The 23,341-nt window shown below is 68.1% G+C and carries 23 protein-coding genes; 14 read left to right on the top strand and 9 right to left on the bottom strand.

All coding sequences use genetic code 11. The features are described from left to right. Positions 1-94 precede the first annotated feature (94 nt). The gene (locus WS95_RS20845) at positions 95-964 is read left to right on the top strand and encodes a sulfurtransferase (RefSeq protein WP_034205235.1); all 870 of its coding nucleotides are present in this window, start codon (positions 95-97) and stop codon (positions 962-964) included. A gap of 129 nt (positions 965-1,093) precedes the next feature. Here the strand turns inward: WS95_RS20845 and WS95_RS20840 are convergent, their stop codons facing one another. The 3 genes from WS95_RS20840 to polA all read right to left on the bottom strand — a co-directional run bounded on the left by WS95_RS20840 (position 1,094) and on the right by polA (position 6,712). After that, a complete protein-coding gene (locus WS95_RS20840) occupies positions 1,094-1,969 on the bottom strand; it encodes a dienelactone hydrolase family protein (RefSeq protein ID WP_034205236.1) in 876 nt (291 codons plus the stop codon). A 376-nt stretch (positions 1,970-2,345) separates the two neighbouring features. Then, entirely contained in the window at positions 2,346-3,680 is a 1,335-nt protein-coding gene (locus tag WS95_RS20835; RefSeq protein WP_059784078.1) for an NAD(P)/FAD-dependent oxidoreductase, read from the bottom strand. A gap of 278 nt (positions 3,681-3,958) precedes the next feature. After that, positions 3,959-6,712, bottom strand: a complete 2,754-nt coding sequence (gene polA, locus WS95_RS20830) for a DNA polymerase I (RefSeq protein WP_034205238.1) — start codon at positions 6,710-6,712, stop codon at positions 3,959-3,961. Position 6,713: 1 nt separating this feature from the next. Here polA and WS95_RS20825 point away from each other — a divergent pair, with 1 nt between their 5' ends. After that, positions 6,714-7,469 carry a TIGR00730 family Rossman fold protein gene (locus WS95_RS20825; RefSeq protein ID WP_034205239.1) on the top strand — a complete coding sequence of 252 codons (756 nt, stop codon included), beginning with the start codon at positions 6,714-6,716 and terminating at the stop codon, positions 7,467-7,469. A 381-nt stretch (positions 7,470-7,850) separates the two neighbouring features. After that, a complete protein-coding gene (locus WS95_RS20820; RefSeq protein ID WP_059784081.1) occupies positions 7,851-8,138 on the top strand; it encodes a hypothetical protein in 288 nt (95 codons plus the stop codon). A 114-nt stretch (positions 8,139-8,252) separates the two neighbouring features. On the opposite strand, the gene WS95_RS20815 is transcribed toward WS95_RS20820, so the two are convergent. After that, positions 8,253-9,779, bottom strand: coding sequence for an AMP nucleosidase (locus WS95_RS20815; protein ID WP_034205241.1), 1,527 nt, complete (start codon positions 9,777-9,779; stop codon positions 8,253-8,255). Between the two features lie 129 nt (positions 9,780-9,908). On the opposite strand from WS95_RS20815, the gene WS95_RS20810 reads away from it, so the two are divergent. The 5 genes from WS95_RS20810 to WS95_RS20790 all read left to right on the top strand — a co-directional run bounded on the left by WS95_RS20810 (position 9,909) and on the right by WS95_RS20790 (position 13,420). Continuing rightward, on the top strand, positions 9,909-10,304 hold the full coding sequence (locus WS95_RS20810) for a hypothetical protein (protein ID WP_006479446.1): 396 nt from the start codon (positions 9,909-9,911) through the stop codon (positions 10,302-10,304). Between the two features lie 99 nt (positions 10,305-10,403). Next, entirely contained in the window at positions 10,404-11,402 is a 999-nt protein-coding gene (locus WS95_RS20805; RefSeq protein WP_059825456.1) for a homoserine kinase, read from the top strand. Further along, positions 11,393-12,202 carry a BPSS1780 family membrane protein gene (locus tag WS95_RS20800; protein WP_034205243.1) on the top strand — a complete coding sequence of 270 codons (810 nt, stop codon included), beginning with the start codon at positions 11,393-11,395 and terminating at the stop codon, positions 12,200-12,202. Before WS95_RS20805 ends, WS95_RS20800 begins: the two co-directional genes overlap by 10 nt. A 190-nt stretch (positions 12,203-12,392) precedes the next feature. Continuing rightward, positions 12,393-12,845, top strand: a complete 453-nt coding sequence (locus WS95_RS20795) for a MarR family winged helix-turn-helix transcriptional regulator (protein ID WP_006479449.1) — start codon at positions 12,393-12,395, stop codon at positions 12,843-12,845. Positions 12,846-13,000: 155 nt separating this feature from the next. Beyond that, positions 13,001-13,420 carry an organic hydroperoxide resistance protein gene (locus WS95_RS20790; protein WP_048988685.1) on the top strand — a complete coding sequence of 140 codons (420 nt, stop codon included), beginning with the start codon at positions 13,001-13,003 and terminating at the stop codon, positions 13,418-13,420. Positions 13,421-13,529: 109 nt separating this feature from the next. On the opposite strand, the gene WS95_RS33755 is transcribed toward WS95_RS20790, so the two are convergent. Both WS95_RS33755 and WS95_RS20785 read right to left on the bottom strand, forming a co-directional pair. Continuing rightward, positions 13,530-13,706, bottom strand: coding sequence for a DUF3563 family protein (locus WS95_RS33755; protein ID WP_080747669.1), 177 nt, complete (start codon positions 13,704-13,706; stop codon positions 13,530-13,532). A 74-nt stretch (positions 13,707-13,780) separates the two neighbouring features. Further along, the gene (locus tag WS95_RS20785) at positions 13,781-14,890 is read right to left on the bottom strand and encodes an extracellular catalytic domain type 1 short-chain-length polyhydroxyalkanoate depolymerase (RefSeq protein WP_059825454.1); all 1,110 of its coding nucleotides are present in this window, start codon (positions 14,888-14,890) and stop codon (positions 13,781-13,783) included. 258 nt (positions 14,891-15,148) lie between these two features. On the opposite strand from WS95_RS20785, the gene WS95_RS20780 reads away from it, so the two are divergent. The 4 genes from WS95_RS20780 (at position 15,149) to WS95_RS20765 (ending at position 18,214) form a co-directional block, all read left to right on the top strand. Next, positions 15,149-15,847, top strand: a complete 699-nt coding sequence (locus tag WS95_RS20780) for a phosphatase PAP2 family protein (protein WP_059784089.1) — start codon at positions 15,149-15,151, stop codon at positions 15,845-15,847. Positions 15,848-15,965: 118 nt separating this feature from the next. Continuing rightward, positions 15,966-16,760 (top strand): molybdate ABC transporter substrate-binding protein, encoded by a 795-nt coding sequence (gene modA, locus WS95_RS20775; RefSeq protein WP_059784090.1) that lies wholly within the window; start codon positions 15,966-15,968, stop codon positions 16,758-16,760. Between the two features lie 10 nt (positions 16,761-16,770). Further along, positions 16,771-17,448: a molybdate ABC transporter permease subunit gene (gene modB / locus WS95_RS20770; RefSeq protein WP_034205250.1), complete on the top strand. Its 678-nt coding sequence runs from the start codon at positions 16,771-16,773 to the stop codon at positions 17,446-17,448. 64 nt (positions 17,449-17,512) lie between these two features. Next, positions 17,513-18,214 carry a sulfate/molybdate ABC transporter ATP-binding protein gene (locus tag WS95_RS20765; RefSeq protein WP_059825451.1) on the top strand — a complete coding sequence of 234 codons (702 nt, stop codon included), beginning with the start codon at positions 17,513-17,515 and terminating at the stop codon, positions 18,212-18,214. Positions 18,215-18,375: 161 nt separating this feature from the next. Here WS95_RS20765 and WS95_RS20760 read toward each other — a convergent pair whose 3' ends face one another. From WS95_RS20760 to WS95_RS20750, 3 genes are all read right to left on the bottom strand, one after another. Further along, positions 18,376-19,221 carry a TOBE domain-containing protein gene (locus WS95_RS20760; RefSeq protein ID WP_059784097.1) on the bottom strand — a complete coding sequence of 282 codons (846 nt, stop codon included), beginning with the start codon at positions 19,219-19,221 and terminating at the stop codon, positions 18,376-18,378. Positions 19,222-19,265: 44 nt separating this feature from the next. Then, positions 19,266-20,882 carry a CHAD domain-containing protein gene (locus WS95_RS20755; RefSeq protein WP_059825449.1) on the bottom strand — a complete coding sequence of 539 codons (1,617 nt, stop codon included), beginning with the start codon at positions 20,880-20,882 and terminating at the stop codon, positions 19,266-19,268. Positions 20,883-21,021: 139 nt separating this feature from the next. Then, positions 21,022-21,405: a tautomerase family protein gene (locus tag WS95_RS20750; protein WP_034205254.1), complete on the bottom strand. Its 384-nt coding sequence runs from the start codon at positions 21,403-21,405 to the stop codon at positions 21,022-21,024. Positions 21,406-21,518: 113 nt separating this feature from the next. On the opposite strand from WS95_RS20750, the gene WS95_RS20745 reads away from it, so the two are divergent. Together WS95_RS20745 and WS95_RS20740 are read left to right on the top strand one after the other, a co-directional pair. Continuing rightward, positions 21,519-22,376, top strand: coding sequence for a LysR family transcriptional regulator (locus tag WS95_RS20745; RefSeq protein WP_059784103.1), 858 nt, complete (start codon positions 21,519-21,521; stop codon positions 22,374-22,376). A 41-nt stretch (positions 22,377-22,417) separates the two neighbouring features. After that, on the top strand, positions 22,418-23,341 hold the full coding sequence (locus WS95_RS20740; protein WP_059825661.1) for a DMT family transporter: 924 nt from the start codon (positions 22,418-22,420) through the stop codon (positions 23,339-23,341).

Genomic DNA, 23,341 nt, shown 5'->3' with positions numbered 1-23,341 from the left:
CGCGCGGCCGCCGGCAAACGAAAAGACGGGCTTCGGCCCGTCTTTTTTTGTTTAGACTTGGAGTGTCAGGCCATTTGCACTCCAGGGAGCCGTCATGCCGCACACTCACTACACCACGCTCATCTCCGCCGCCAATCTCGCCGAGCGCCTGGCCGCGGCGCCCGGCAGCGTCGCGCTGTTCGACTGCCGCTTCGATCTCGCCGACCCCGGCGCCGGCGAAGCCGCGTACGCAGCCGGCCACCTCCCCGGCGCGCACTATCTTCACCTGGACCGCGACCTGTCGGGCCGCAAGACGGGCACCAACGGCCGCCATCCGCTGCCGACCCGCGACGCGCTCGCCACGCTGCTCGCCAGCCGCGGCCTCAAGCAGGGTCAGCAGGTCGTCGCGTACGACGCGCAAGGCGGCGCGTACGCGGCGCGCCTGTGGTGGCTGCTGCGCTGGCTCGGCCACGATTCGGTTGCCGTGCTCGACGGCGGCCTGCAGGCCTGGGAAGCGGCCGGCCAGCCGCTGACGACCGACGTGCCGCAACCGGCCGCCGGCGACTTCCGCTCAGCCGCGCCGCTCGAATCGACGGTCGATGCAGCCGCCGTGCTCGCGAACGTGTCGTCGCCCTCGCGCGTCGTGATCGATGCGCGCGCACCGGATCGCTATCGCGGCGAAAATGAAACGATCGATCGGGTGGGCGGCCACATTCCGGGCGCGCGCAACCGCTTCTTCAAGGACAATCTGGCCGCCGACGGCCGCTTCAAGAGCGGCCACGAATTGCGAGAAGCATTCGCTGCCGTGCTGGCCGGCACCGAACCGAATCGCGCGATCCTGCAATGCGGCTCCGGCGTCACCGCATGCCACAACGCACTGGCGCTGGAAGTAGCGGGCCTGCACGGCGCGTCGCTGTACCCCGGCTCGTGGAGCGAGTGGAGCGCCGATCCGTCGCGACCGATCGCGACCGGCCCGAATCCTTGAGCCCCCGCGCGGCGCGACGAGGATGAAGCGGCGGCCGGTGCCGCGGTGGCCGGTGCTGCGGCGGCCGGTGAAGCCGCGGCCGGCGCTGCGCCGACCGATGCCGCGGCGGCAGTTGCCGCCGCTTGCCGTTTACATCACGCCGTACTTGTGGAACCACTCGATCGCGCGCTTCCAGCCGTCCTCGGCATCGCCTTTCACGTAACTCGGCCGGTAGTCGGCGAAGAACGCGTGACCGGCATCCGGATACACGACGATCTCCGATTCGCGCGCGAGCTTCGAATCGCTCGCCTGGATCGCCTTGCGCATGTCCGCGAGCGACGCCTGCGTGATGTTCTGATCCTTCTCGCCGTACAGCCCGAGCACGGGCACCTTCAGCAACGACGCGTGGTCGACCGGGTTGAACGGCGTCATCTCGTCGGTCTTGCCTTCGACGAATCCGTACCAGGCCACGGCGGCCCGCACGTGCGGATTGTGTTCCGCGTACAGCCACGCCTGGCGGCCGCCCCAGCAGAACCCGGTCACGCCGAGACGCGTCAGGTCGCCGCCGTTCTTGCCGGCCCACGCGACGGTCGCATCGAGATCCTCGGTGACCTGCCGGTCCGGCACCTTGCTGATGATGTGGTCGTAAAGCTCCTTCATCGTCGGATACTTCGCCGCGTTGCCCTGCCGGGCGAACAGGTCGGGCGCGATCGCGAGATAGCCGAGCTTCGCGAAGCGCCGGCACACGTCGGCGATATGCGCGTGCACGCCGAAAATCTCGTGAATCACGATGACGACCGGCAGGTTCGTCTTGTCGACCGGCTGGGCGCGATAAGCCGGCACGCTCGCATCGCCGGAGCGGATCTCGATGGTGTCGACGTCCAGCCCAGCGCTGTCGGTCGTGACCGTCTGCGCCGACACGGGCAGCACGGCCGCCGCGAAGGTGCCGCCCAGCGCGGCCTGCATGAACTTGCGGCGCGAGAACGGGACATGGGGGACCAGGCTGTCGACTTCGGGTTTCAACATGAATGCACTCCTCGATTGGGCGCCGCCGTCACGATCGCGGATACGCCATGACGGGGCATCGCACCGGCGCGCGGCGCGGATGTCGCGGCGGTTGGCACTCCGCCGCAAACGAAAACCCGGACAAGATGCCCAATAATCCGTTGTCGCGTCAACTGTCGGATGTGTAAGACTCGATTACGGCGCGTGGCGGCGATCGAATCGACATCGCGTGGCAACCTGCCGACGGCCCGCCGAATCACCGCGCGGTTGCGCCTATCGACGTGCATCGCGCGACCGAATCCTTGCGAATCGAAAAGAAAAACGGGCGGCGAACACGCACGACGTGCGCATTCTCCACCCGCTCCGCACGCGAGTACACGAGCAGACGAGTACGCGATCAGTGCAGCTTCACGCGCGGCAGCGTCGTGCGCCGCAGCCAGTGCGCGACCGTGTCGAGCATCATCCGCGGATAACCGTGCAGCGCCGCGATGTGCAGCCGGTACAACGACATGTACATGAAGCGTGCGAACAGCCCTTCGATCAGCATGTTGCCGCCGATGAGCCCGCCCATCAGATTGCCGACCGCGCTGAAGTGACCGAGCGACACGAGCGAACCGAAATCGCGATACGTGAATTCGGGCAGCGGGCGCCCCTCGAGCCGGCAACCGATCGCCTTCAGCAGGAAGCTCGCCTGCTGGTGCGCAGCCTGCGCGCGCGGCGGCACGTTGCGCTCGTTGCCGGGCCATGCGCAGGCCGCGCAATCGCCGAGTGCGAACACGTTGTCGTCGGTGAAGGTCTGCAACGTGCGGCGCACGTCGAGCTGCCCGAGCTTGTTGACCTGGAGGCCGTCGAGGTGCGCCAGCACGGACGGCGCCTTGATGCCGGCCGCCCAGACCGTCAGGTCCGCGCGCACCACCTTGCCGCTCGCGGTATGCACGAACCCGGGCGCCACCTCGGTCACGCGCTCGCCGAGCATCAGCCGCACGCCGAGCTTCTCGAGCAGTTCGGCCGTCGCCGCCGACACGCGCTCCTGCAGTGCCGGCAGAATCCGCGGCCCCGATTCGATCAGCACGATGCCGACGTCGTTGCGCGGATCGAGCTTGTGCAGCCCGTACGCGGACAGTACCTGCGCGGTATTGCGCAGTTCCGCCGACAGCTCGACGCCCGTCGCGCCACCGCCGACGATCACGACCTGGATGCGCGGCTCGGCCGCCCCACCCGGCGCCGTCGGCGCCGGCGTCTGGTGCTCGGCACGCATGCATGCCGCGATCAGCCGCTTGCGGAAGCGTTCGGCCTCCCCGACCGTATCGAGCGCGATCGCGTTTTCCGGTGCGCCCTGCACGCCGAAGAAGTGGGTCGTGCTGCCGATCGCGATCACGAGCGTGTCGTATTCCAGCTCGCGCGCCGGCAACAGTTCCGCGCCGTCGCTGTCGTTCAGGGGCGCCAGCATGAGACGTTTCGCCGCGCGGTCGAGCCCGGACAGCTCGCCCTGCTGGAACTCGAAGCCGTGCCAGCGCGCCTGCGCCGCATATTCGAGCTCCTGCGTGAACGGGTCCATGCTGCCGGCCGCGACCTCGTGCAGCAGCGGTTTCCAGATGTGCGTCGGATTGCGGTCGACGAGCGTGACAAGCGCACGCGCGGGACGATTGCCGCGCGCGCCGTAACGATCGCCGAGCCGCGTCGCCAGTTCCAGGCCGCCCGCGCCTCCGCCTACGATGATGATCCGATGCATCCGATTCCCCCTTTGCGATTCGAAACTGCTGCCGCCGGACGAAGCAAACGCGATGCATTCGCGCCGTCCGGTGGATTAACCGGTTCGGACATCGTCGATGTGCAGTTCGAAGCACTTCGATGCGGCCGATCCGGAACGCGGGGCGCGCCGCCCCGCATCAATGACATGACTGACATGCATTGTCCGGGAGCTTGCGCGTTGACCACAAGCAAACCATCTCGATATTCGGCATCCCTGCAACAATATGCCGCGGGGAACGGGGAGCGCCCGGGGGTGCGTCAGTGTGCCTCTTCCCAGTTCGCACCGGCGCCCACTTCGGCGACCAGCGGCACCTTCAGCTTCGCGACGCCGCACATCATTTCCGGCAATTTCTCGCGCACCAGCGACAGCTCGCTTTCGGGCACCTCGAGCACCAGTTCGTCGTGCACCTGCATGATCATCCGCGACGCGAGCCGGTCACGCGTGAGCCAGTCGTCCACCGCGATCATCGACAGCTTGATCAGGTCGGCCGCCGTGCCCTGCATCGGTGCATTGATGGCCGCGCGCTCGGCCGCCTGGCGGCGCGGGCCGTTGCCGCCATTGATCTCGGGCAGCCACAGGCGGCGACCGAACACGGTTTCGACGTAGCCCTTCTCCTTCGCGGTCGCGCGCGTGTCTTCCATGTACTGCGCGACGCCCGGGTAGCGGGCGAAATAGCGGTCGATATAGAGCTTCGCCGCATCGCGCGTGATGCCGAGATTCGACGCGAGCCCGAACGCGCTCATCCCGTAGATGAGCCCGAAGTTGATCACCTTCGCGATCCGGCGCTGGTCGGAATTGACCTCCAGCGGCGTCACGCCGAACACTTCGGCGGCCGTCGCGCGGTGGATGTCCTCGCCCTGCGAGAACGCGCGCAGCAGCGACGCGTCGCCCGAGATATGGGCCATGATCCGCAATTCGATCTGCGAATAGTCGGCCGACACGATCCGGTGGCCCGGCGCGGCGATGAACGCCTCGCGGATGCGCCGGCCTTCGGCCGTGCGCACCGGAATGTTCTGAAGATTGGGGTCGTTCGACGCAAGACGGCCCGTCACCGCGACCGCTTGCGCATAGTTCGTGTGCACGCGGCCGGTGGTGGGGTTCACCATGCGCGGCAGCTTGTCGGTATAGGTCGACTTCAGTTTCGACAGCCCGCGATGCTCGAGCAGCAGCTTCGGCAGCGGGTAGTCCTCGGCCAGCTTCTGCAGCACTTCCTCGTCGGTCGACGGCGCGCCGCTCGGCGTCTTCTTCACGACCGGCAACTGCAGCTTCTCGAAGAAGATCTGCCCGATCTGCTTCGGCGACCCGAGATTGAATTCGCCGCCCGCCAGTTCGTACGCCTGCCCTTCGAGCTCGATCAGACGCGTCGCAATTTCGGTGCTCTGCGCCTGCAGACGCGCATCGTCGATCAGCACGCCCGTACGCTCCATCTTGCGCAGCACGAGCGACACCGGCATCTCGATCTCGCGATACACGCGCTCGAGGCCCGGCTCGCGCGCGACCTGCGGATACAGCGCGTGATGAAGCTGCAGCGTGATGTCGGCGTCCTCGGCTGCATATTCGGCGGCCTGCGCGAGCGCCACTTCGTCGAAACCGATCTGCTTCGCGCCCTTGCCGGCCACGTCCTCGTACTTGATCGTCTTGACGCCCAGATGACGCAGCGCGAGGCTGTCCATGTCGTGCGTGCGGTGCGATTCGAGCACGTACGACTCGAGCAGCGTGTCGTGCTCGATGCCGTTCAGTTCGATGCCGTAGTTCGCGAGCACCTGTGCGTCGTACTTCAGGTGCTGGCCGACCTTCTTGCGATCGGCCGATTCGAGCCACGGCTTCAGGCGCGCGAGCACCTCGTCGAGCGGAAGCTGCTCGGGCATGTCGGGGCCGCGGTGCGCGACCGGCAGGTAGGCCGCCTTGCCCGGCTCGACCGAGAACGACAGGCCGACGAGCCGCGCGAGCATCGGGTCGAGCGCGGTGGTCTCGGTGTCGAACGCGGTCAGCGCGGCCGCATCGATCTTCGCGAACCACGCGTCGAACTGCTCCCACGTCTGGATCGTGTCGTATTCGCGCACGACGTCGGTCGCGATCACCGGGGCCGGCTCGCCTTCCGGCGCATCGGCGCCGCCGCCTTCCGCGGGTGCGCTGTCGACTTCGCGCAGCCAGGTCTTGAAGCCGTAGCGCGCGAAGATGTCGCGCAGCAGCTCGCGCGCCTCGCCGTCGCTCTTCAGCGATGCCTCGATCGATTCGAGATGCGGCGCGAGATCGCAGGCCGTCTCGACCGTCACGAGCTTGCGACCGAGCGGCAGGAAATCGAGTGCGCGGCGCAGGTTGTCGCCGACCACGCCCTTGATCTCGGCCGCGTGTTCGATCACGCCGTCGAGGCTGTCGTATTGCGACAGCCATTTCACGGCCGTCTTCGGCCCGCACTTCTCGACGCCCGGCACGTTGTCGACGGTATCGCCGATCAGCGCGAGGTAGTCGATGATCCGCTCGGGCGGCACGCCGAACTTCGCGATCACGCCGTCGCGATCGAGCGTCTCGTTGGTCATCGTGTTGACGAGCGTGACGCGCTCGGTCACGAGTTGCGCGAGATCCTTGTCGCCGGTCGACACGATCACGTTCATCCCGTGCTGCTCCGCTTCGCGCGCGAGCGTGCCGATCACGTCGTCGGCCTCGACGCCTTCGACCATCAGCAACGGCCAGCCGAGCGCGCGCACGGCGCCGTGGATCGGCTCGACCTGCAATGCGAGGTCGGGCGGCATCGACGGACGGTTTGCCTTATAGTCGGCATAAAGGTCGTCGCGGAACGTCTTGCCCTTTGCATCGAACACGCAAGCGCTATACTCTGCACTGACTTCCTTGCGCATACGGCGCAGCATGTTGATGATTCCGTAGAGCGCTCCGGTCGGCTCCCCGCCAGGGCCACGCAAATCAGGCATCGCATGGTAAGCCCGATACAGATAGCTCGAACCGTCAACCAATAGCAGGGTCTTACCTTCCAGATTTCGTTCTTCAGGCATTATGAACAAGAGAAAAGTGATTCCGAGTCTGCGTTCGCTCGCAGATCAAGAACGCGCGACGGCCAAGAAGGCGCGCGCATCGTGGCAGATGTTCACGATTATGGCAGAGTTTATCGAGGCGACCGAGTACCTGTCGGAGATCCGCCCGGCCGTCAGCATCTACGGTTCTGCCCGCCTCAAACCCGATACGCCGCACTACAAGCTCGCGGTGCAGATCGCGCGCAAGCTGTCGGACGCCGGCTTCGCCGTGATCTCCGGCGGCGGCCCCGGCATCATGGAAGCCGCGAACAAGGGTGCGCACGCCGGCAAGGCGCCGTCGGTCGGCCTGAACATCGAGCTGCCGCATGAGCAGGCCGGCAATCACTACCAGGACATCTCGCTGCGCTTCCGCCATTTCTTCACGCGCAAGGTCACGTTCGTGAAGAACTCCGATGCGGTGATCGTGATGCCGGGCGGCTTCGGCACGCTCGACGAGCTGTCCGAAGTGCTCACGCTGATCCAGACGAAGAAGTCGCGCCTCGTGCCGATCATTCTCGTCGGCAGCGAGTTCTGGCAGGGACTGCTGCAATGGTTCCGCGATCAGCTGATTCCGAACGGCCTGATCAACCCGGAAGACATGGACCTGATGCAGGTGATCGACGACCCCGACCAGGTGCTCGACGCGGTGCTCGCGTTCTACGAGGACAGCGGCGAGGAAGAAGGCTCGGACGAAGATCATCCGCCGCGCCCGGAAGAAGACCGGATGTTCTATCTGTAACCGGTCAATGACGACAGCCGGCCCGATGGCCGGCTGTCGCGCTTCGACGCCATGGGCATCGCGATCCGGCGGCCCGCCGGGCGTGACTTTGTAACGCGCTGTTAATACTCGTTCGCCGCTGCGCGCGGTCGAATGTCAAATCCCCGCCGTCGGCGCTGCGCGATGTCGCGGGATCGCCCACACCGGCGGCCCGTCACTGTCAAATGGATGCCCCGTCGCGCGCCTGCGCACCGCCAATCCTCCGTAATAATCACGACTCGCCTTTTCCGTCGCACGCCAGCACACTTCATCGTGTCGGTGCGGCGATCCCCCGGTGGAACGGTCCCCCTCGCTTCCATCGCGTCGCGCCGACCCATTCATCACCACACCACGGAAAAGAACATGCAACGCTCGCTGATCGCCCTCGCCTTCGCCGGCCTCGGCCTTTCGCTGTCCGGCCTCGCTCACGCCGTCAACGTCGACGTCAACATCGGCACGCCCCCGCCGGTCGTCGTCGCGCCCGCACCCGTCGTGGTCGCACCGGCGCCGGTGATCGTCGGCTGGCACGGCGACCGCTACTGGGACGGCCGCCGCTACTGGGAACGCCGCGAGTGGGAAGATCACGAGCGTCATCGCGGTCATGGCGGCTATCACTGCCCGCCGGGGCACGCGAAGAAGGGCGAGTGCTGAGCGCCTGAGCACGGGGCCATCCGGCCTTCGCATCGAAACGAAAAAAACGAGGCCGCACGCGAACCCGGGTTCGCGTGCGGCCTTTGTCGTGACGGACGCCGTTGCGCCGTGTCGTTACTGAAACGCCACTTCCGCGAAGCTTCTCAGCTTGCGGCTATGCAGCTTGTCGAGCCCGTTCGTGCGCAGGATCTCCATCGCCTTCACGCCGATCTGCAGATGCTGGTCGACCTGCCCGCGATAGAACGTGTCGGCCATGCCCGGCAGTTTCAGTTCGCCGTGCAGCGGCTTGTCCGATACGCACAGCAGCGTGCCGTACGGCACCCGGAAGCGGAAGCCGTTCGCGGCGATCGTCGCGCTTTCCATGTCGAGTGCGATCGCGCGGCTCTGCGACAGCCGCTGCACGGGCTCGCGATGGTCGCGCAGCTCCCAGTTGCGGTTGTCGACGCTCGCGACCGTGCCGGTGCGCATCACGCGCTTCAGTTCCGCACCTTCGAGCCGCGTGACCTCGGCCACACCGCGCTCGAGCGCGAGCTGCACTTCGGCCAGCGCCGGAATCGGCACCCACAGCGGCAGGTCGGCGTCGAGCACGTGATCCTCCCGCACGTAACCGTGCGCGAGCACGTAGTCGCCGAGACGCTGCGTGTTGCGCAGCCCCGCGCAGTGACCGAGCATCACCCACGCGTGCGGACGCAGTACCGCGATGTGATCGGTGATCGTCTTCGCGTTCGACGGGCCGACGCCGATGTTGACCATCGTGATCCCGCTGCCGTCCGCGCGCTTCAGGTGATACGCGGGCATCTGCGGCAGGCGCGGCGGCGCGGTGCCCTCGGCCGGTTCGCCGCCGAGGTTCGCGTTGTACGTGACGACGTCGCCCGGCTCGACGAACGCGCTGTATTCGCTGCGGTACGCGCGCACCTCGGGGTCGTCGCTTTCCGTCATCAGCGTACGGCCGAGCTTCACGAACTCGTCGATGTAGAACTGGTAGTTCGTGTACAGCACGTAGTTCTGGAAGTGCGTGGGCGACGTCGCCGTGTAGTGGCGCAGCCGGTGCAGCGAGAAGTCGACGCGTGCGGCCGTGAACAGCGCGAGCGGATGCGGCTCGCCCGGCGCCGGCTCGAACGTGCCGTTGACGATGCGATCGTCGAGATACGACAGATCGGGCGTGTCGAAGATGTCGCGCATCGCGAGCAGGCGGTCGCGATCGAGTTCGCCCTCGAGATGAATGCCTTCCGGAAACGCGAAATGAATCGGAATCGGCTGCGACGACACGCCGATCTCGATCTTCACATGGTGGTTCTTCGACAGCAGGCGCAGTTGCTCGCGGTAGTAGTTCGCGAAGAGATCGGGGCGCGTGACCGTCGTCTCGAATACGCCGGGACCCGCGACGAAGCCGTACGAGCGGCGCGAATCGACGTGCGTGTTGACGTCGGTGCGGATCCGCACGAACGGGTAGCACGCGCGCACGTGCTCGGTAATCGGTTCGTGGCGGCGATAGCGCGCAAACGCATCGCGCAGGAAGCCCGTATTCGTGTCGTAAATGGCGGACAGCCGCGCAACGGCGGCGATCGGATCGTCGAAAGCCTCGACCGACGGGCTTTCGGGCGACAGCACACGGTGCCGGCGGCTCAAATCGTTCTTCATTTTCATCACCTCGTCTGATCCGACGACATTACCACGGAACCCCGTCGCCTTTATGGCTGCCCCTGCGCGCGCAAGGGCCGGATGGCGCGCAGTATTTGCTAAAATCGGTAGGTTCACTGGAGACTCATCATGAAGCCGCTCATTTTCGTCGCCGCTGCCGTCGCGTTTGCCGCCGCCAGCGTCGCTCACGCCGCCGGCGGCACGCCCGACGCCGACGCGCAGGCCCGGGCCGAGGCCAACGAAGCCGCCGGCCTGCCCGATCTCCGCAAGATCAACCGGCCGGGCGCCGAAGTCACGTCGAAAGTGGACTTCGCCGACATCCGCCGCACGCCGAGCTTCCACGAAAAGAGCAAGAACGGCACCGAAGTCACCGAGTACCGCGACCGCGGCAAGCCGGTCGAGATCGACGTGAAGTCGAACTTCGGCACGCGCTACCAGATGAGCTCGACGCCCGACACGTCGCCGAAGCCGCACGACGCGGGCATTCCGATCACGCGCCTGCCGTCGCTGAACCTGCGCTACTGATTCCGTGGCGCCGCGCACCGATCGCGCCGCGCCGCCCCTTCACCTGCTGTCGCGATGCACGCCGCCCGCGTGCCGACACCCTGACCTGACGCATCCCGCATGGCCGTTTTCACCGCTGTTTCCGACTCCGATCTCGCGCAATGGATGCGCCACTACGAACTGGGCGACGTGCTTGCGTTCCGCGGCATTCCGTCCGGTATCGAAAACAGCAATTTCTTCCTGACGACGACACGCGGCGAATACGTCCTCACGATCTTCGAAAAGCTCACGGCGCAGCAACTGCCGTTCTATCTCGACCTGATGCGCCATCTGGCCGCCCACGGCGTGCCGGTGCCGGATCCGGTCCCGCGCGACGACGGCACGTTGTTCGGCGAACTGCACGGCAAGCCGGCCGCGATCGTCACGAAGCTCGACGGCGCGGCCGAACTCGCGCCGGGGGTCGAACACTGCATCGAGGTCGGGCAGATGCTCGCGCGCCTGCACCTCGCCGGGCGCGACTACCCGCGCAGCCAGCCGAATCTGCGCAGCCTGCCGTGGTGGCAGGAGAACGTGCCGGCCATCGTGCCGTTCATCACGGACGCGCAACGCACGCTGCTCGAAGGCGAACTCGCGCACCAGGCCGGCTTCTTCGCGTCGGACGACTATGCGGCGCTGCCGGGCGGGCCGTGCCATTGCGACCTGTTCCGCGACAACGTGCTGTTCGCCCATGCGGCGCCCGGCACCGGTCACGACGTGCGCCTCGGCGGCTTCTTCGACTTCTACTTCGCGGGCTGCGACAAGTGGCTGTTCGACGTCGCGGTGACCGTCAACGACTGGTGCGTCGACCTCGCGAGCGGCGTGCTCGACGTCGCGCGCGCCGATGCGCTGCTGCGCGCCTACCAGACGGTCCGGCCGTTCACGGCCGAGGAGCGGCGCCACTGGAGCGACATGCTGCGCGCCGGCGCGTACCGCTTCTGGGTGTCGCGCCTGTACGACTTCTACCTGCCGCGCGCGGCCGAGATGCTCAAGCCGCACGACCCCGGCCATTTCGAACGCATCCTGCGGGAGCGTATCGCGCATACGCCCGCGCTTCCCGAGATCCAAACCGCATGCAACTGATCGAAGTGCCCGCGAAAACGGGCTATGTCTGGTTCCGTCAAGGCATCTGGCTGTTCCGCCGGAATCCGCTCGCGTTCATCACGCTGTTCTTCACGTATCTGCTCGCCATTACGCTGGTGTCGATGGTGCCCGTGATCGGCTCGGCGCTGCCGCTGGTGTTCATTCCCGGCATCGCGGTCGGGTTCATGGCCGCGTGCCGCGACACGGTGGCCGGCAAGACGGTGATGCCGACGATCCTCGTCGACGGCTTTCGCTCGTACGGCACCGTCGCGACCCAGCGGCTGCTCGCGCTCGGCGCGATCTACGTCGCGTCGATGGTGCTGGTGTTCGCCGCTTCGTCGTTCGTGGACGGCGGCGCGCTGTTCCACGTGATGATGGGCGCGGCCGACGAAGCGAACACGACGCCCGAGACGCTGGCCGCGCAAGGCACGCTCGGCGCGCTGTTCTTCGCGACGCTGCTCTATCTGCCGGTCGCGATGCTGTTCTGGTTCGCGCCGGTGCTGGTCGCGTGGCACGACGTCCCGCCCGCGAAGGCGCTGTTCTTCAGCATCGTCAGCTGCTGGCGCAATCGCGGCGCGTTCGTCGTCTACGGCGCGCTGTGGTTCGGCGTCGCGCTCGGCACGTCGCTCGCGCTGTCGCTGCTGTTGCAGGCGCTCGGCGCCGGTGCGTATGCGCTGACGATCATGATGCCGGTGACGATCATCATCGTCACGATGCTGTACTGCTCGTTCTACGCGACCTATCGCGGCTGCTTCGGCGTGCAGGAACCGGGCGCGACCACGACGATGTCGGGTCGCTGACCCTTCTCCCGGCCGGCGCATGTCGCCGGCCGTCTCGCCGTTTCTCGCGCCGGCTCGTCGCCCGGCGCGCCTTGACCTCCCCTTTTTCCTCTAACGATCCGCATCCGGTCGCCTCTGTTCAATCCGGTCTTTTGCGCGCAAAATAATTTGCGTACAAATCGTTCGCGCATCCGCCGCGCTTCCCCGAATCATGGATCGCCTGCCTCCGCTGCCCCAGACGCTCGACGAGCAACTATGCTTCGCGCTTTACTCGACTTCGCACGCGATGACGAAGGCGTACAAGCCGCTGCTCGACAAGCTGTCGCTGACCTATCCCCAATATCTCGCGATGCTCGTGCTGTGGGAACGCGACGACATGGCCGTGAAGGACATCGCCGCGCGGCTCGACCTCGATCCGGCCACGGTCACGCCGCTGCTCAAGCGGCTGGAAGCGCTCGGCTACGTCGAACGCGTGCGTAGCGCGGCCGACGAGCGCGTCGTCAACGTGCGCGTGACGCCGGAAGGCCGTGCGCTGAAGGATCGCGCGCGCTCGGTGCCCGCCGATCTCTTTTGCGCGATGCAGCAAACCCCCGAGTTCCTGATCAGGCTGCGCGCCGACCTTCAGCAATTGCGCGACGCGCTGTCGGTAGCCAACGAACGCTGACGCTCGAGCGCCGAGCGACCTGCCCGGCGCCATCGGGTTTTTCTCGCAAATTTCATTTGCACACTAATGATTTGTGCTCTATATTTTCCTCGTGGCCGGCGACGCCCCCGTCTTACCGGACCGCTTTTCTCCCTTTTCCCGACAGGAGTTGCACGATGAACATTCTGTACAAGACCAGCGCCACGAGCACGGGCGGCCGCGACGGCCGCGCGGTATCCGCCGACCACAAGCTGGAAGTGAAGCTGGCCGCGCCGCGCGAACTCGGCGGCACGGGTGCGGAAGGCACGAATCCGGAGCAACTGTTTGCCGCAGGTTACTCGGCCTGTTTCCTGAGCGCGATGAAATTCGTCGCGGGCCAGAACAAGCAGACGCTGCCGGCCGATACGCAAGTCACGGCGGAAGTGGGCATCGGCCCGAACGATGCCGGCGGCTTCGGGCTCGACATCGAACTGCGCGTATCGCTGCCGGGGCTCGACAAGGCCGACGCGCAGGCGCTGGTCGACAAGGCGCACCACGTGTGCCCGTATTCGAACGCCACGCGCAACAACGTACCGGTGCGCCTGACGGTCGTCTGACGCGACGCAGGTTCGGCGGAATGCAAAAAGGGCGCGTGCGGCACCATGCCGCACGCGCCCTTTTGCGCGAATCGTCGAAATGGCGGGCCGGCAGGCCCGCGTGCGCCGCTTAGCGCGCGCCGAACGAATACGGGCGGTTCAGTGCCGCGTCGCGATCGATCTTGCGCATGCGGAATTCGAGATCGTAGATGTCGGTGGCTTCGGCCAGGTACGCGTCGGCGCGCTCTTTCGCGGCCTTTTCGGCGTTCTTGGTCAGCATCAGGAAGAGGTGGCTCAGCAGGTACATGTTCGATCTCGCAAAGGTCTGGACTAGGGTTTTCCCGAATTATAGGGAAAACCCTAGTTTTTGGCCAGCGTCGATCAAACGGTGCGTCGTTCGGTCGCCACAGTGCGACGATGAGCTTCGAAAAAGGCCCAGATCATCGTGCTTGCGTCGGGGCCGACTGCCGCGTGAAACGGCACGGCTTCGTCGCCGCCGGCCCATGCGTGATCGAGCCCTTTCACGTGGCAAAGCCGCACGACCGGCTCGCCGTCGCGGCATACGTCGGTCACTCGGGCGCCCGTTTCGCGCGACTCGACGCGTTCGCCGCCGCGCAACGCGCCCCGGCTATCGGCGAGCCCGTTCAGGCGCATGAACTGCACGGCCAGTTGGTCGGCATTCTTCGGCGCGACGACCCGGTCGCCGTCGCCCTGGACGATCAAGGCGGGCATGCCCGGATACGCGCCGATGTCGACCAGCGTATCGACCGCCGCAGCCGGGTTTTGCCGCAGGCCGCGCCGCATCACGTCCATCGCGGTGATGCCGGAATTCGCCTCGCCGAGCGCGGGGCCGGAGTGCAACGCGACCGCCGCGAAACGGTCCGGATGGTGCAGCGCGAGAAGCGACGCGAGGCCCGCGCCAGCCGACAGCCCCGCGACGTAGACGCGCGACGCGTCGAAGCCGTGCTCGTCGACCAGCGCGTCGACCAGCGACGCCACCGCGTCCGCCTCGCCACGCCCCGCGCGATCGGTGTCCTCATACCAGTGCCAGCAGCCATGCGCGTGCGCGCGCAGCGACTGCTCCGGATACAGCACCGCGAAACCGTGCTTGTCGGCCAGCAGGTTCATCCGCGTGCCCTGCGCGAATTCGTCGACCGACTGCCGGCAGCCGTGCAGCATCACGACGAGCGGTATCGCGCCGCGCCGGCGGCCGGGCGGCACATAAAGCCCGTACGCGAGATTCTGGACGAGGCGGCCGAGCGCCGGCGCCATCGGATGTTCGCCGCGCGTCCATTCGCCCGCCGCCCAAGCGGCCGCGCGCGGCCGCACGCGCGATTCGCGCGGCTGAGACGGATCGGGCACGGCAGGCGAGGCCACGGCCTCGAGTGCATCGCGAGTGAGGCGCTGCGCATCGCGCGCCGCTCGCTTGGCGGCCGGAGACAGCATGCGTTTCATGCCGCCCAGCCACATCTTGGTCAGACTTTTGGTCATCGATCGGGCTCGCAGTCAGGAAGAATAGGGGCGCCATCAGAGCACCGCAACGAATGCATCGTTCGACTTTGTGCAATGCACCATAGCATTGTTTCCGGGATTTTTCCTGCACGCCGATCGTTGCCGGTAGCGCAAAAAACGGGCCTCATGCGGACGCGGCGCTATACTGGGGCTTCGTCGCTTGTATCCGTTGTAGTCGTTCTTCCCGGCTCGCGCGTTGATTTAAGCATTGTCCCGCCTTCGTCCGCTCCCTTCCCGATGTTCGACCTGCCCGCTCACCTGTGGATCATGATCACCGCGTTCGGCGGCGCCGGCCTGACCTTGCCGCTCGCGATCACGATCGCCGTCTGGCTCGCGCTCGGCTACTCGTGGCAGCGTGCGGCCGCGTGGCTCGGCGTGCTCGCGGCCGCGATCGGCGTGGTGGCGCTCACGAAGATCGCGTTCCTCGGCTGGGGCATCGGCATCCGCGCGTGGGATTTCACCGGATTCAGCGGGCATGCGATGCTGTCGACGTCGGTGTATCCGGTCGCGATCTTCCTCGCGCTGATCCGCACGCGCACGCCGGTGCGGATCGCCGGCATCGCGCTCGGGCTCGCGGCCGGCGTCGCGGTCGGCGTGTCGCGGGTCGCACTCGCCGCGCATTCGCCGTCCGAATCGATCACCGGCTGCATCGTCGGCGCGATCGCCGCGCTCGCGTTCATCGCCGGCTCGTGGCGCGCGGCGCCGCACCGCTGGTCGGTGCCGGCGGTCGTCGCGAGCCTCGCGCTCGTCACCGTGGCGCTGCACGGCCTCACGGTGCCGTCGCACCGCTGGGTCACCAAGGTCGCGCTGCAACTGTCGGGCCACGAGCGCCCGTTCGTCCGCGCGCGCTGGAAGGCCAACCCGAACTACCGTCCCGCGTCGCAGCCGTCGTCGCTGCAGCGCACCGAATCGGCGCCGCATACGCTTCACGCGTGACGGGCGCCCCTTTTTACGTCTGACCATTTCATGCGCACTGCCGCATGAGCAGTATGTCGAGCGTTATAACCCGCCCTATATTACGATTACGGTTTCCACCCATTCGAAACGAATCCCCATGCGCTCAACCGTCCGTCCGCTTCGCCGCGCCCTGCTTCGCCTGCTGCCGATCGCCACGCTTGCCGCCGGGGTCGCGTTCAGCGCGCCCGCTTCCGCCGCCGACGAACTGGTCGTGTCGGCGGCCGCCAGCCTGACGAATGCATTCAAGGCCGTCGGCGACGCGTACGAGAAGCAGCATCCCGACACCAAGGTGCTGTTCAACTTCGGCGCATCGGACGTGCTGATGCAGCAGATCGCCAAGGGCGCGCCGGCCGACGTGTTCGCGTCAGCCGACCAGAAGGCGATGGATCGCGCGGTGAGCGAGAAGGTGATCGTGCCCGGCACGCGCCGCGATTTCGCCGCGAACTCGCTCGTGCTGATCGTGCCGGCGGACAGTCACGCGGCCGCGCCGACGTCGCTGAACGACCTGACCGCGCCCGGCGTGAAGCGCATCGCGTACGGCGACCCGGCCTCGGTGCCGGTCGGCCGCTACACCGAGGGCGCGCTGCGCGCGGCCGGTGTGTGGGACGCCGTCAGCGCGAAGGGCGTGCTCGCTGCCAACGTGCGCCAGAGCCTCGACTACGTCGCGCGCGGCGAGGTCGACGCGGGCTTCGTGTTCGGCACCGACGCCGCGATCATGCCGGGCCGCGTGAAAGTCGCGCTGACGGTGCCGACCCGGACGGCCATCACCTACCCGATCGCCGTAGTCAAGGACAGTCGCCACGCCGCGCAGGCGCAGTCGTTCATCGATTTCGTCGCGTCGCCGCAGGGCCAGGCCGTGCTGTCGACGTTCGGCTTCAAGCCCGCCAAGTGAGCGTATCGCGATGCATGACGCCTGGGTCCCGCTGCTGCTGTCGCTGAAGGTGGCCGGCTGGGCGACCGCGCTCGACATCGTGCTCGGCGTCGCGGCCGCGTTCGTGCTCGCGCGCTGGCGCTCGCCGCTGCGCGACGTCGTCGATTCCGTGCTGACGCTGCCGCTCGTGCTGCCGCCGACGGTGCTCGGCTATTACCTGCTCGTGCTGCTCGGCCGGCGCGGCGTGTTCGGCGCGTGGCTCGACACGCTCGGCATTGCGCTGGTGTTCACGTGGCAGGGTGCGGTGATCGCGTCGATGGTCGTCGCGTTTCCGCTGATCCTGAAATCGGCGCGCGCGGCGTTCGAGGGCGTCGATCCGCATCTGGAGCGCGCCGCGCGCACGCTCGGGCTCGGCGAAGGGGCGGTGTTCTTCCGTGTGACGCTGCCGCTCGCCGCGCGCGGGATCCTCGCGGGGGCGCTGCTCGCGTTCGCGCGCGCGCTCGGCGAATTCGGCGCGACGCTGATGATCGCCGGCAACCTGCCCGGCCGCACGCAGACGCTGTCGGTCGCGATCTACGCGGCCGTGCAGGCCGGCGACGACGCCACGGCCAACTTCCTCGTGCTGGTGACGTCGATCACCTGCGTGCTCGTGCTGCTCGCGACCGGCTGGCTCGTACCGTCGCGCGCCCGGCGGAGCCAACTGACATGAAGCGCCCGTCCCGTCCGTATCGCCGGCGCCGTGCGGTAGCCGGCCCGCTTCGGCGGAGGGTCGAATGAGCCTCGTCGTCGATATCCGCAAGACCTACGCGAACGCCGAGCGCCGCTTCACGCTCGACATGTCGTTCGCGGCGACGACGCAGCGCGTCGTGCTGTTCGGGCCGTCCGGCGCGGGCAAGAGCATGACGCTGCAGGCAATCGCCGGACTGCTGACGCCCGACGAAGGCACGATCGCGCTGAACGGCGAGCCGCTGTTCGACGCTGCACGCCGCATCGACGTGCCGACCCGCGAACGCCGGGTCGCGTATCTGTTCCAGGACTACGCGCTGTTTCCGCATCTGAACGTGCGGCAGAACATCGCGTTCGGGCTCACGTCCGGACTGCGCAACCCGCGCGCGAAAACGGTGCCGCCGGAAGTCGCGTACTGGCTGCGCGCGTTCGACCTCGAATCGCTCGCCGGGCAGTATCCGTCGCAGTTGTCGGGTGGGCAGAAGCAACGCGTGGCGCTCGCGCGCGCGCTGGTCGCGCAGCCACGCATCCTGCTGCTCGACGAACCGTTCGCGGCGCTCGACGGCGCGATGCGCCAGCGCATGCGTCATGAGCTCGCCGAACTGCAGGCGCGACTCGACATCCCGATGGTGCTGATCTCGCACGACCCCGACGACGTCGCCGCCTTCGGCGACCAGGTCGTGCAGTTGAGCGAAGGACGCGTGCTGGCGAGCGCGCCGCACGCCGAGTGGCCGACGCGCGTCGTCTGAACGTGCGACGCCGTGGTCGTGACCGTGGCGCTGGCCGCCACGTTGAAACCTGAGAGACGCCGCGTCGCGGCACATGCTGAAAGCGGAAAACGAAGCCGGTGCGATGCAAACGGGTGCGGCGCCGGCTTCGCCCCGCCCCCGCGGCAAGCCGCACTGCCCGGTCAGCCCGTCACCGCCAGTATCACGCTCGACGCCTTGAACAGCGCGATCGCGCGCCGGCCGACGTCGAGCTGCAACGCGTCGACGCTGTCGTTGGTCACGACGGCCGTCAGCGTCCCGCCGCCGTCGAGCGCGAGCGTCACCTCACTGTTTATCGCACCCGCCGCGACGGCTTCGACGCTGCCGCACAGCCGGTTCCGCGCGGACACCTTCAGCTCGGACCCGCCATCGTCGACCGCGAGCACGACCCACGACGCCTTCACCAGCGCGCACGCGCTCGCGCCTTCCCGCAGCCCGAGCGCCTCGGCGCTTTCGTGGGTCAGCACGGCGACGACGGATTGCCCGCCCGGCAGCGCAAGCGTCACCTCGTCGTTGACGGTGCCGCGCACGATCGACGCGACCTTGCCGAACCACTGGTTGCGCGCGCTCGTCTTCATCCCGATCCGGCCGATCAGCGCCCAGTCGACGTCGAAGCCGGCCACGGCCGCGCTCGCGGCCTCGATGAAGCGGCGATGCTCGCGCTCGATCGTGCGGAATGCGGCGATCAGCGACGTCGCGCGCGGCGTCAGCGTCGTGCCGCCGCCGCCCTTGCCGCCCGTCGAGCGCGCGACGAGCGGCTCGCCGGCAAGATTGTTCATCGTGTCGACCGCGTCCCACGCGGCCTTGTAGCTGAGGCCGACGGCCTTCGCCGCGCGCGTGATCGAACCGGTGTCGCCGATCGCCGCGAGCAGCGCGATGCGCGTCGCGCCGCCGAGCGTCTGGTCGCCGGCGCGCAGCCACAGCTCGCCGCCCAATTCGAGCGGTCCGGCGGACGAGGAGGAATGCGGTGCGTCGGTCGTCATCGGCATGCGTGCGGGATACGGGCGGCCATTATAGGGTCGGCGCACGGCGCTCAGCCCGGCTTGCCGCCGAGCTTCGGCGCCCGCAGGCTGGCCAGTAGCGCCTCGGCGTCGCGCGCCGCCCGCTGTTCGAGCGCGGCGCCGTAGCCGCGCACGAAACCGATCTGGTACGGCGGCGCCGCCAGTTGCTCGAGATGATGCAGCGCGACCATCGCGTCGTTCGCCTCGCCGAGCACGCTCTGCACGCGCGCCAGCGTCTTGACCGTCTCGTTGCGCGTGCGGCGCGACGCGAGCGACGCGAAGAATTCGAGGGCATAGCGCAGCCGCTTCGCATCGATCCGCACCCGATGGCGGGCCGCGGTGTCCAGCGACGTGAGCGACGGCGATGCGTAGAGATGACCGAACAGCCGCCGCACACGCTTGGACGCGTGACGCCGCAGCGACGGCGCGTCGTCGCCGTCGGCCGCCGGCAGCGCGAGCGCGCTCAGCCATTCGAGCCAGCCGAGCGTCAGCCGCGCATAGCGGGCCGAATGCAGCGCCTGCCGCAGCTCGACGCGCGCGGCCATCGACTGCGCGCGGGCAGCGTCGAGCGTGCCGTCCCAGTCGCTGCCGCCGCCGTCGGCCGCGATCAGCGCGGGCAGGCTCTCGGTCGCGAACACGTCCCAGTCGCGCACCGTGCCGAGCAGCGCGGCGAGCCAGCGCAGGTCGACGCCGAGCGTGTCCTTCCATTGACGGTCGGTGAAACGCGGGAAGAAGCGCATCAGCGTGCGCAGGCGGCGCAGCGCGACGCGCATCTGGTGCACGAATTCGGGATCGTCGCGATCGAGGACGCCGCATTCGTTGCCGAGCCACTGCGCGGTGATGTCGCCGGACAGCGCGAACAGCGCGGCGCGCTGGGTGCGGATGCCGGTCAGGTCGACGGATTGCGCCTTGACCAGCGCGGGCGCCAGCGGGCCGCCCGCACAGGCGCGGTCGATCACGCTCGTCAGTTGCACGAAGGCGGGCCACGCGCCGCTCAGTTCGCGCGCCGCGGCAAACAACGCGCGCAACGCGGCCGTGCGCGCGGCCACGGTTTCCCAGTCGGGCGCGGCCAGGCGCAGCTCGACGTGGCGGCGCGGCGGCTCGCCGCCGCCGTGCAGCGTGATGTCGTCGAGCGTCATTTCGACCACGACGCCGCTGTCGTCGGCCCAGCGCCCGCGCCGCCGTTCGCTGACGACGCGCAGCGCCGACGCCTGGGACCGCGCTTCGTCGGTGTCCGGTGCATCGCCGCCGACGGCGGCCCGTGCGTCGGCACCGGCTGCGGCGCTCGGCGCGGGTATCGGCAGCGGCGTGGCGACCGCGATCCCCGCGTGCTCCGCGTCGAACAGTTCGCGCTGCGTGACGCCGGGGGCGAACGTCGCGGTGCGCGAGGCGACGACCCGCGTGCCATGCGCGTTCGATTCGACCCAGGTCCACCAGTTCGCGCCGGGACTCCGCTCGGCCTCCTCGATCTGGCACGGTGCAATCGTCACGCGCTCGTGGCCGCGCCGCATCCGGACCTGCGGGCAGATCCGCCACGCACGCACGAGCTCGGCGCCGAAGTCGCGCTGCGCGCCCCGGGCGCGGCTTGCGCCCTTGACCGGCCACCCTTCCAGCGACAACGACAACACGATTTCCAGCACACGCGACATGGAGGCTCCTGCACATGAAGGATCGCCGGCGCATCGACCGCGCCGGCGTCGTTCGTGAAGCAACTTCCATAGTACACGCCCCAAAAGCGCGCAGGCGACGATCCGGCCCTGTCTCCCTGTGGCAGGTCAAGCCGGCACGTCAGACGGCGTATTGCGCGATGCCGTTGCCGAACGACCAGTTCTCCTTGAGCACCTCGACGAGACTGATGAATACGTCTTCCCGCCGCACGCCGGGCTGCTGCGCGAGGTTCTCGACGATCGTCCGGTACAGCGCCCGCTTCTGCTCGAGCGTGCGCGTGTTGTTCGCGGTGATCTGGATCATCACGAGATCGTCGCTGCGCTCGATATCGTAGTAATGACGGCCGAACACGAAATTCTCGGCCGCGTGCTCGGTCACGACCATGAAGATGTCGTCCTCGGGTACGTTGAACGTCTGCATCAGCGCGCGGTGCACGCCGTCGACGAGGGCCCTGCGGTAGGCGGCCGGTTTGCCTTCGCGTACGGCGATACGGGTGAATGGCATGGTCTTGCTCCTGTCGGTGAGTGACGTTGAAGAACGAAAACACAGCGTCAGGTTAGGCGCGCCAACCTATAATGAACAGTCATTGATGAATATTTCATCCATTTTCATTTGAAATGAAAGTACTCGATCTCGATGCCGTCCGCGCGTTCGTGCTGGTCGCCGACCTCGCCAGCTTCACGCGCGCCGCCGATGCGCTCGGCACCACGCAATCGGCCGTCAGCCTGAAGCTGAAGCGGCTGGAAACCCATCTCGGCAAGCCGCTGCTCGCGCGCACGCCGCGCGTCGTCAAGCTGGCCGCCGACGGCGAGCATTTTCTGCCGGCCGCCCGTGCGCTGCTCGACGCGCACGAGCATGCGCTCGGCGCGATCTCGACCGGCACGGTCCGCCTGTCGCTCGGCGTCAGCGAGCACGTCGCGGTGCCCGACCTGCCGGCCGTGCTCACGAGCCTGCACCGGCAGGATCCGGGGCTGTCGCTGGAAATGCATCTCGGCGCGTCGACGAGCCTGCTTCCGCAATACGACGAACGGCGGTTCGACGCGGTGATCGTCCGTCACGAGCCGGGCGAGGATCCGCCGCGCGACGACGGCACGCCGCTGTTCACCGAGCCGCTCGCCTGGCTCGCCGCGCCCGACTGGACGCCGCGCGCCGGCGAGCCGCTGCCGCTCGCGGTGCTGGCCGGCCCCTGCGGCGTGCGGGCCGCCGCGCTGCGCGCGCTCGACCGCGCGGGGCTGCCCTGGCGCGAGCGCTTCACGGGCGGCGGGGTCGCGGCGGTCACGGCGGCGGCCGCGGCGGGGCTGGCCGTCTGCCCGCTCGCGCGCCGCGTCGCCCCGCGCACGCTGGTCGACGTCGGCGCGAAATTCGGGCTGCCGCCGCTGCCGCAATCGCAGGTCGTGCTGTATTCGCGCGTACGCGACGCCCGGGCCGCCGCCGCGCTGCGCAGGTTTGCCGACAGCCTTGCAATCTCGGCGTAAACTAGCGGGCTCCACCGCCCGCAATCTCCAGACGAATGCCGATGAAGCCCGACGCCCGCAAGCACCTCCGCGCCAATCTGCTGATGCTCGCCGCCGCCGCGATCTGGGGCTCCGCTTTCGTCGCGCAACGCCTGAGCCTCGACGTGATCGGGCCGTTCCTGTTCACCGGGCTGCGCTTCCTGCTCGGCGCGCTCGTGCTCGTGCCGCTGCTGATGATGAATACGGCGTCGCGCGCGCAGCTCGCGGCCATCCGGCGCGAACCGGCCCTGCTGCTGCCGGGCGTCGCGCTCGGCGGTCTGCTCGCCGTGTCGATCTCGCTGCAGCAGTTCGGCCTCCAATACACGCGGATCGCCAACGCCGGCTTCATCAGTTCGCTGTACGTCGTGATCGTGCCGCTGATGGGCGTGTTCGCGCGCCACCGGATCGGCGCGGGCACGTGGTTCGGCGCGATGCTGGCCGCGGTCGGCCTGTATTTCCTCAGCATCGACGAACACTTCGCGGTGCTCGACGGCGACTGGTTCCAGCTCGCGGGCGCCGTCATCATCGCCGCGCACGTGATGGCGGTCGGCCATCTCGCGAAACGCCACGATCCGCTCGTGCTCGCGTTCCTGCAATTCGCCGTGTGCGGCATCGCGTGTCTCGCGGTCGGCCTGGCGGTCGAACCGGTCAGCGTCGCGATGCTGCGCGGCGCGCTGCCGACGCTGCTGTACGGCGGGCTGCTGTCGGTCGGGGTCGGCTATACGCTGCAGGTCGTCGCGCAACGCGACGCGGCGCCCGCACACGCGGCCGTGATCTTCAGCATGGAAGGCGTGTTCGCGGCGATCGCCGGCTGGGCCGCGCTCGGCGAAACGCTGACGCTGCGCGCGCTCGTCGGCTGCGCGCTGATGCTGGCCGGCCTGCTCGCGTGCCAGTTGCTGCCGAACGGCGACGCACGGAAAAAGGACGAGGACGCGCTGCCGGCGTGA

This window comes from Burkholderia sp. MSMB1826 (assembly GCF_001526325.1).
Lineage (GTDB): Bacteria > Pseudomonadota > Gammaproteobacteria > Burkholderiales > Burkholderiaceae > Burkholderia.
The sequence above is the reverse complement of the archived record's forward strand: the minus strand, read 5'-3'. Positions and strand labels throughout refer to the sequence as shown.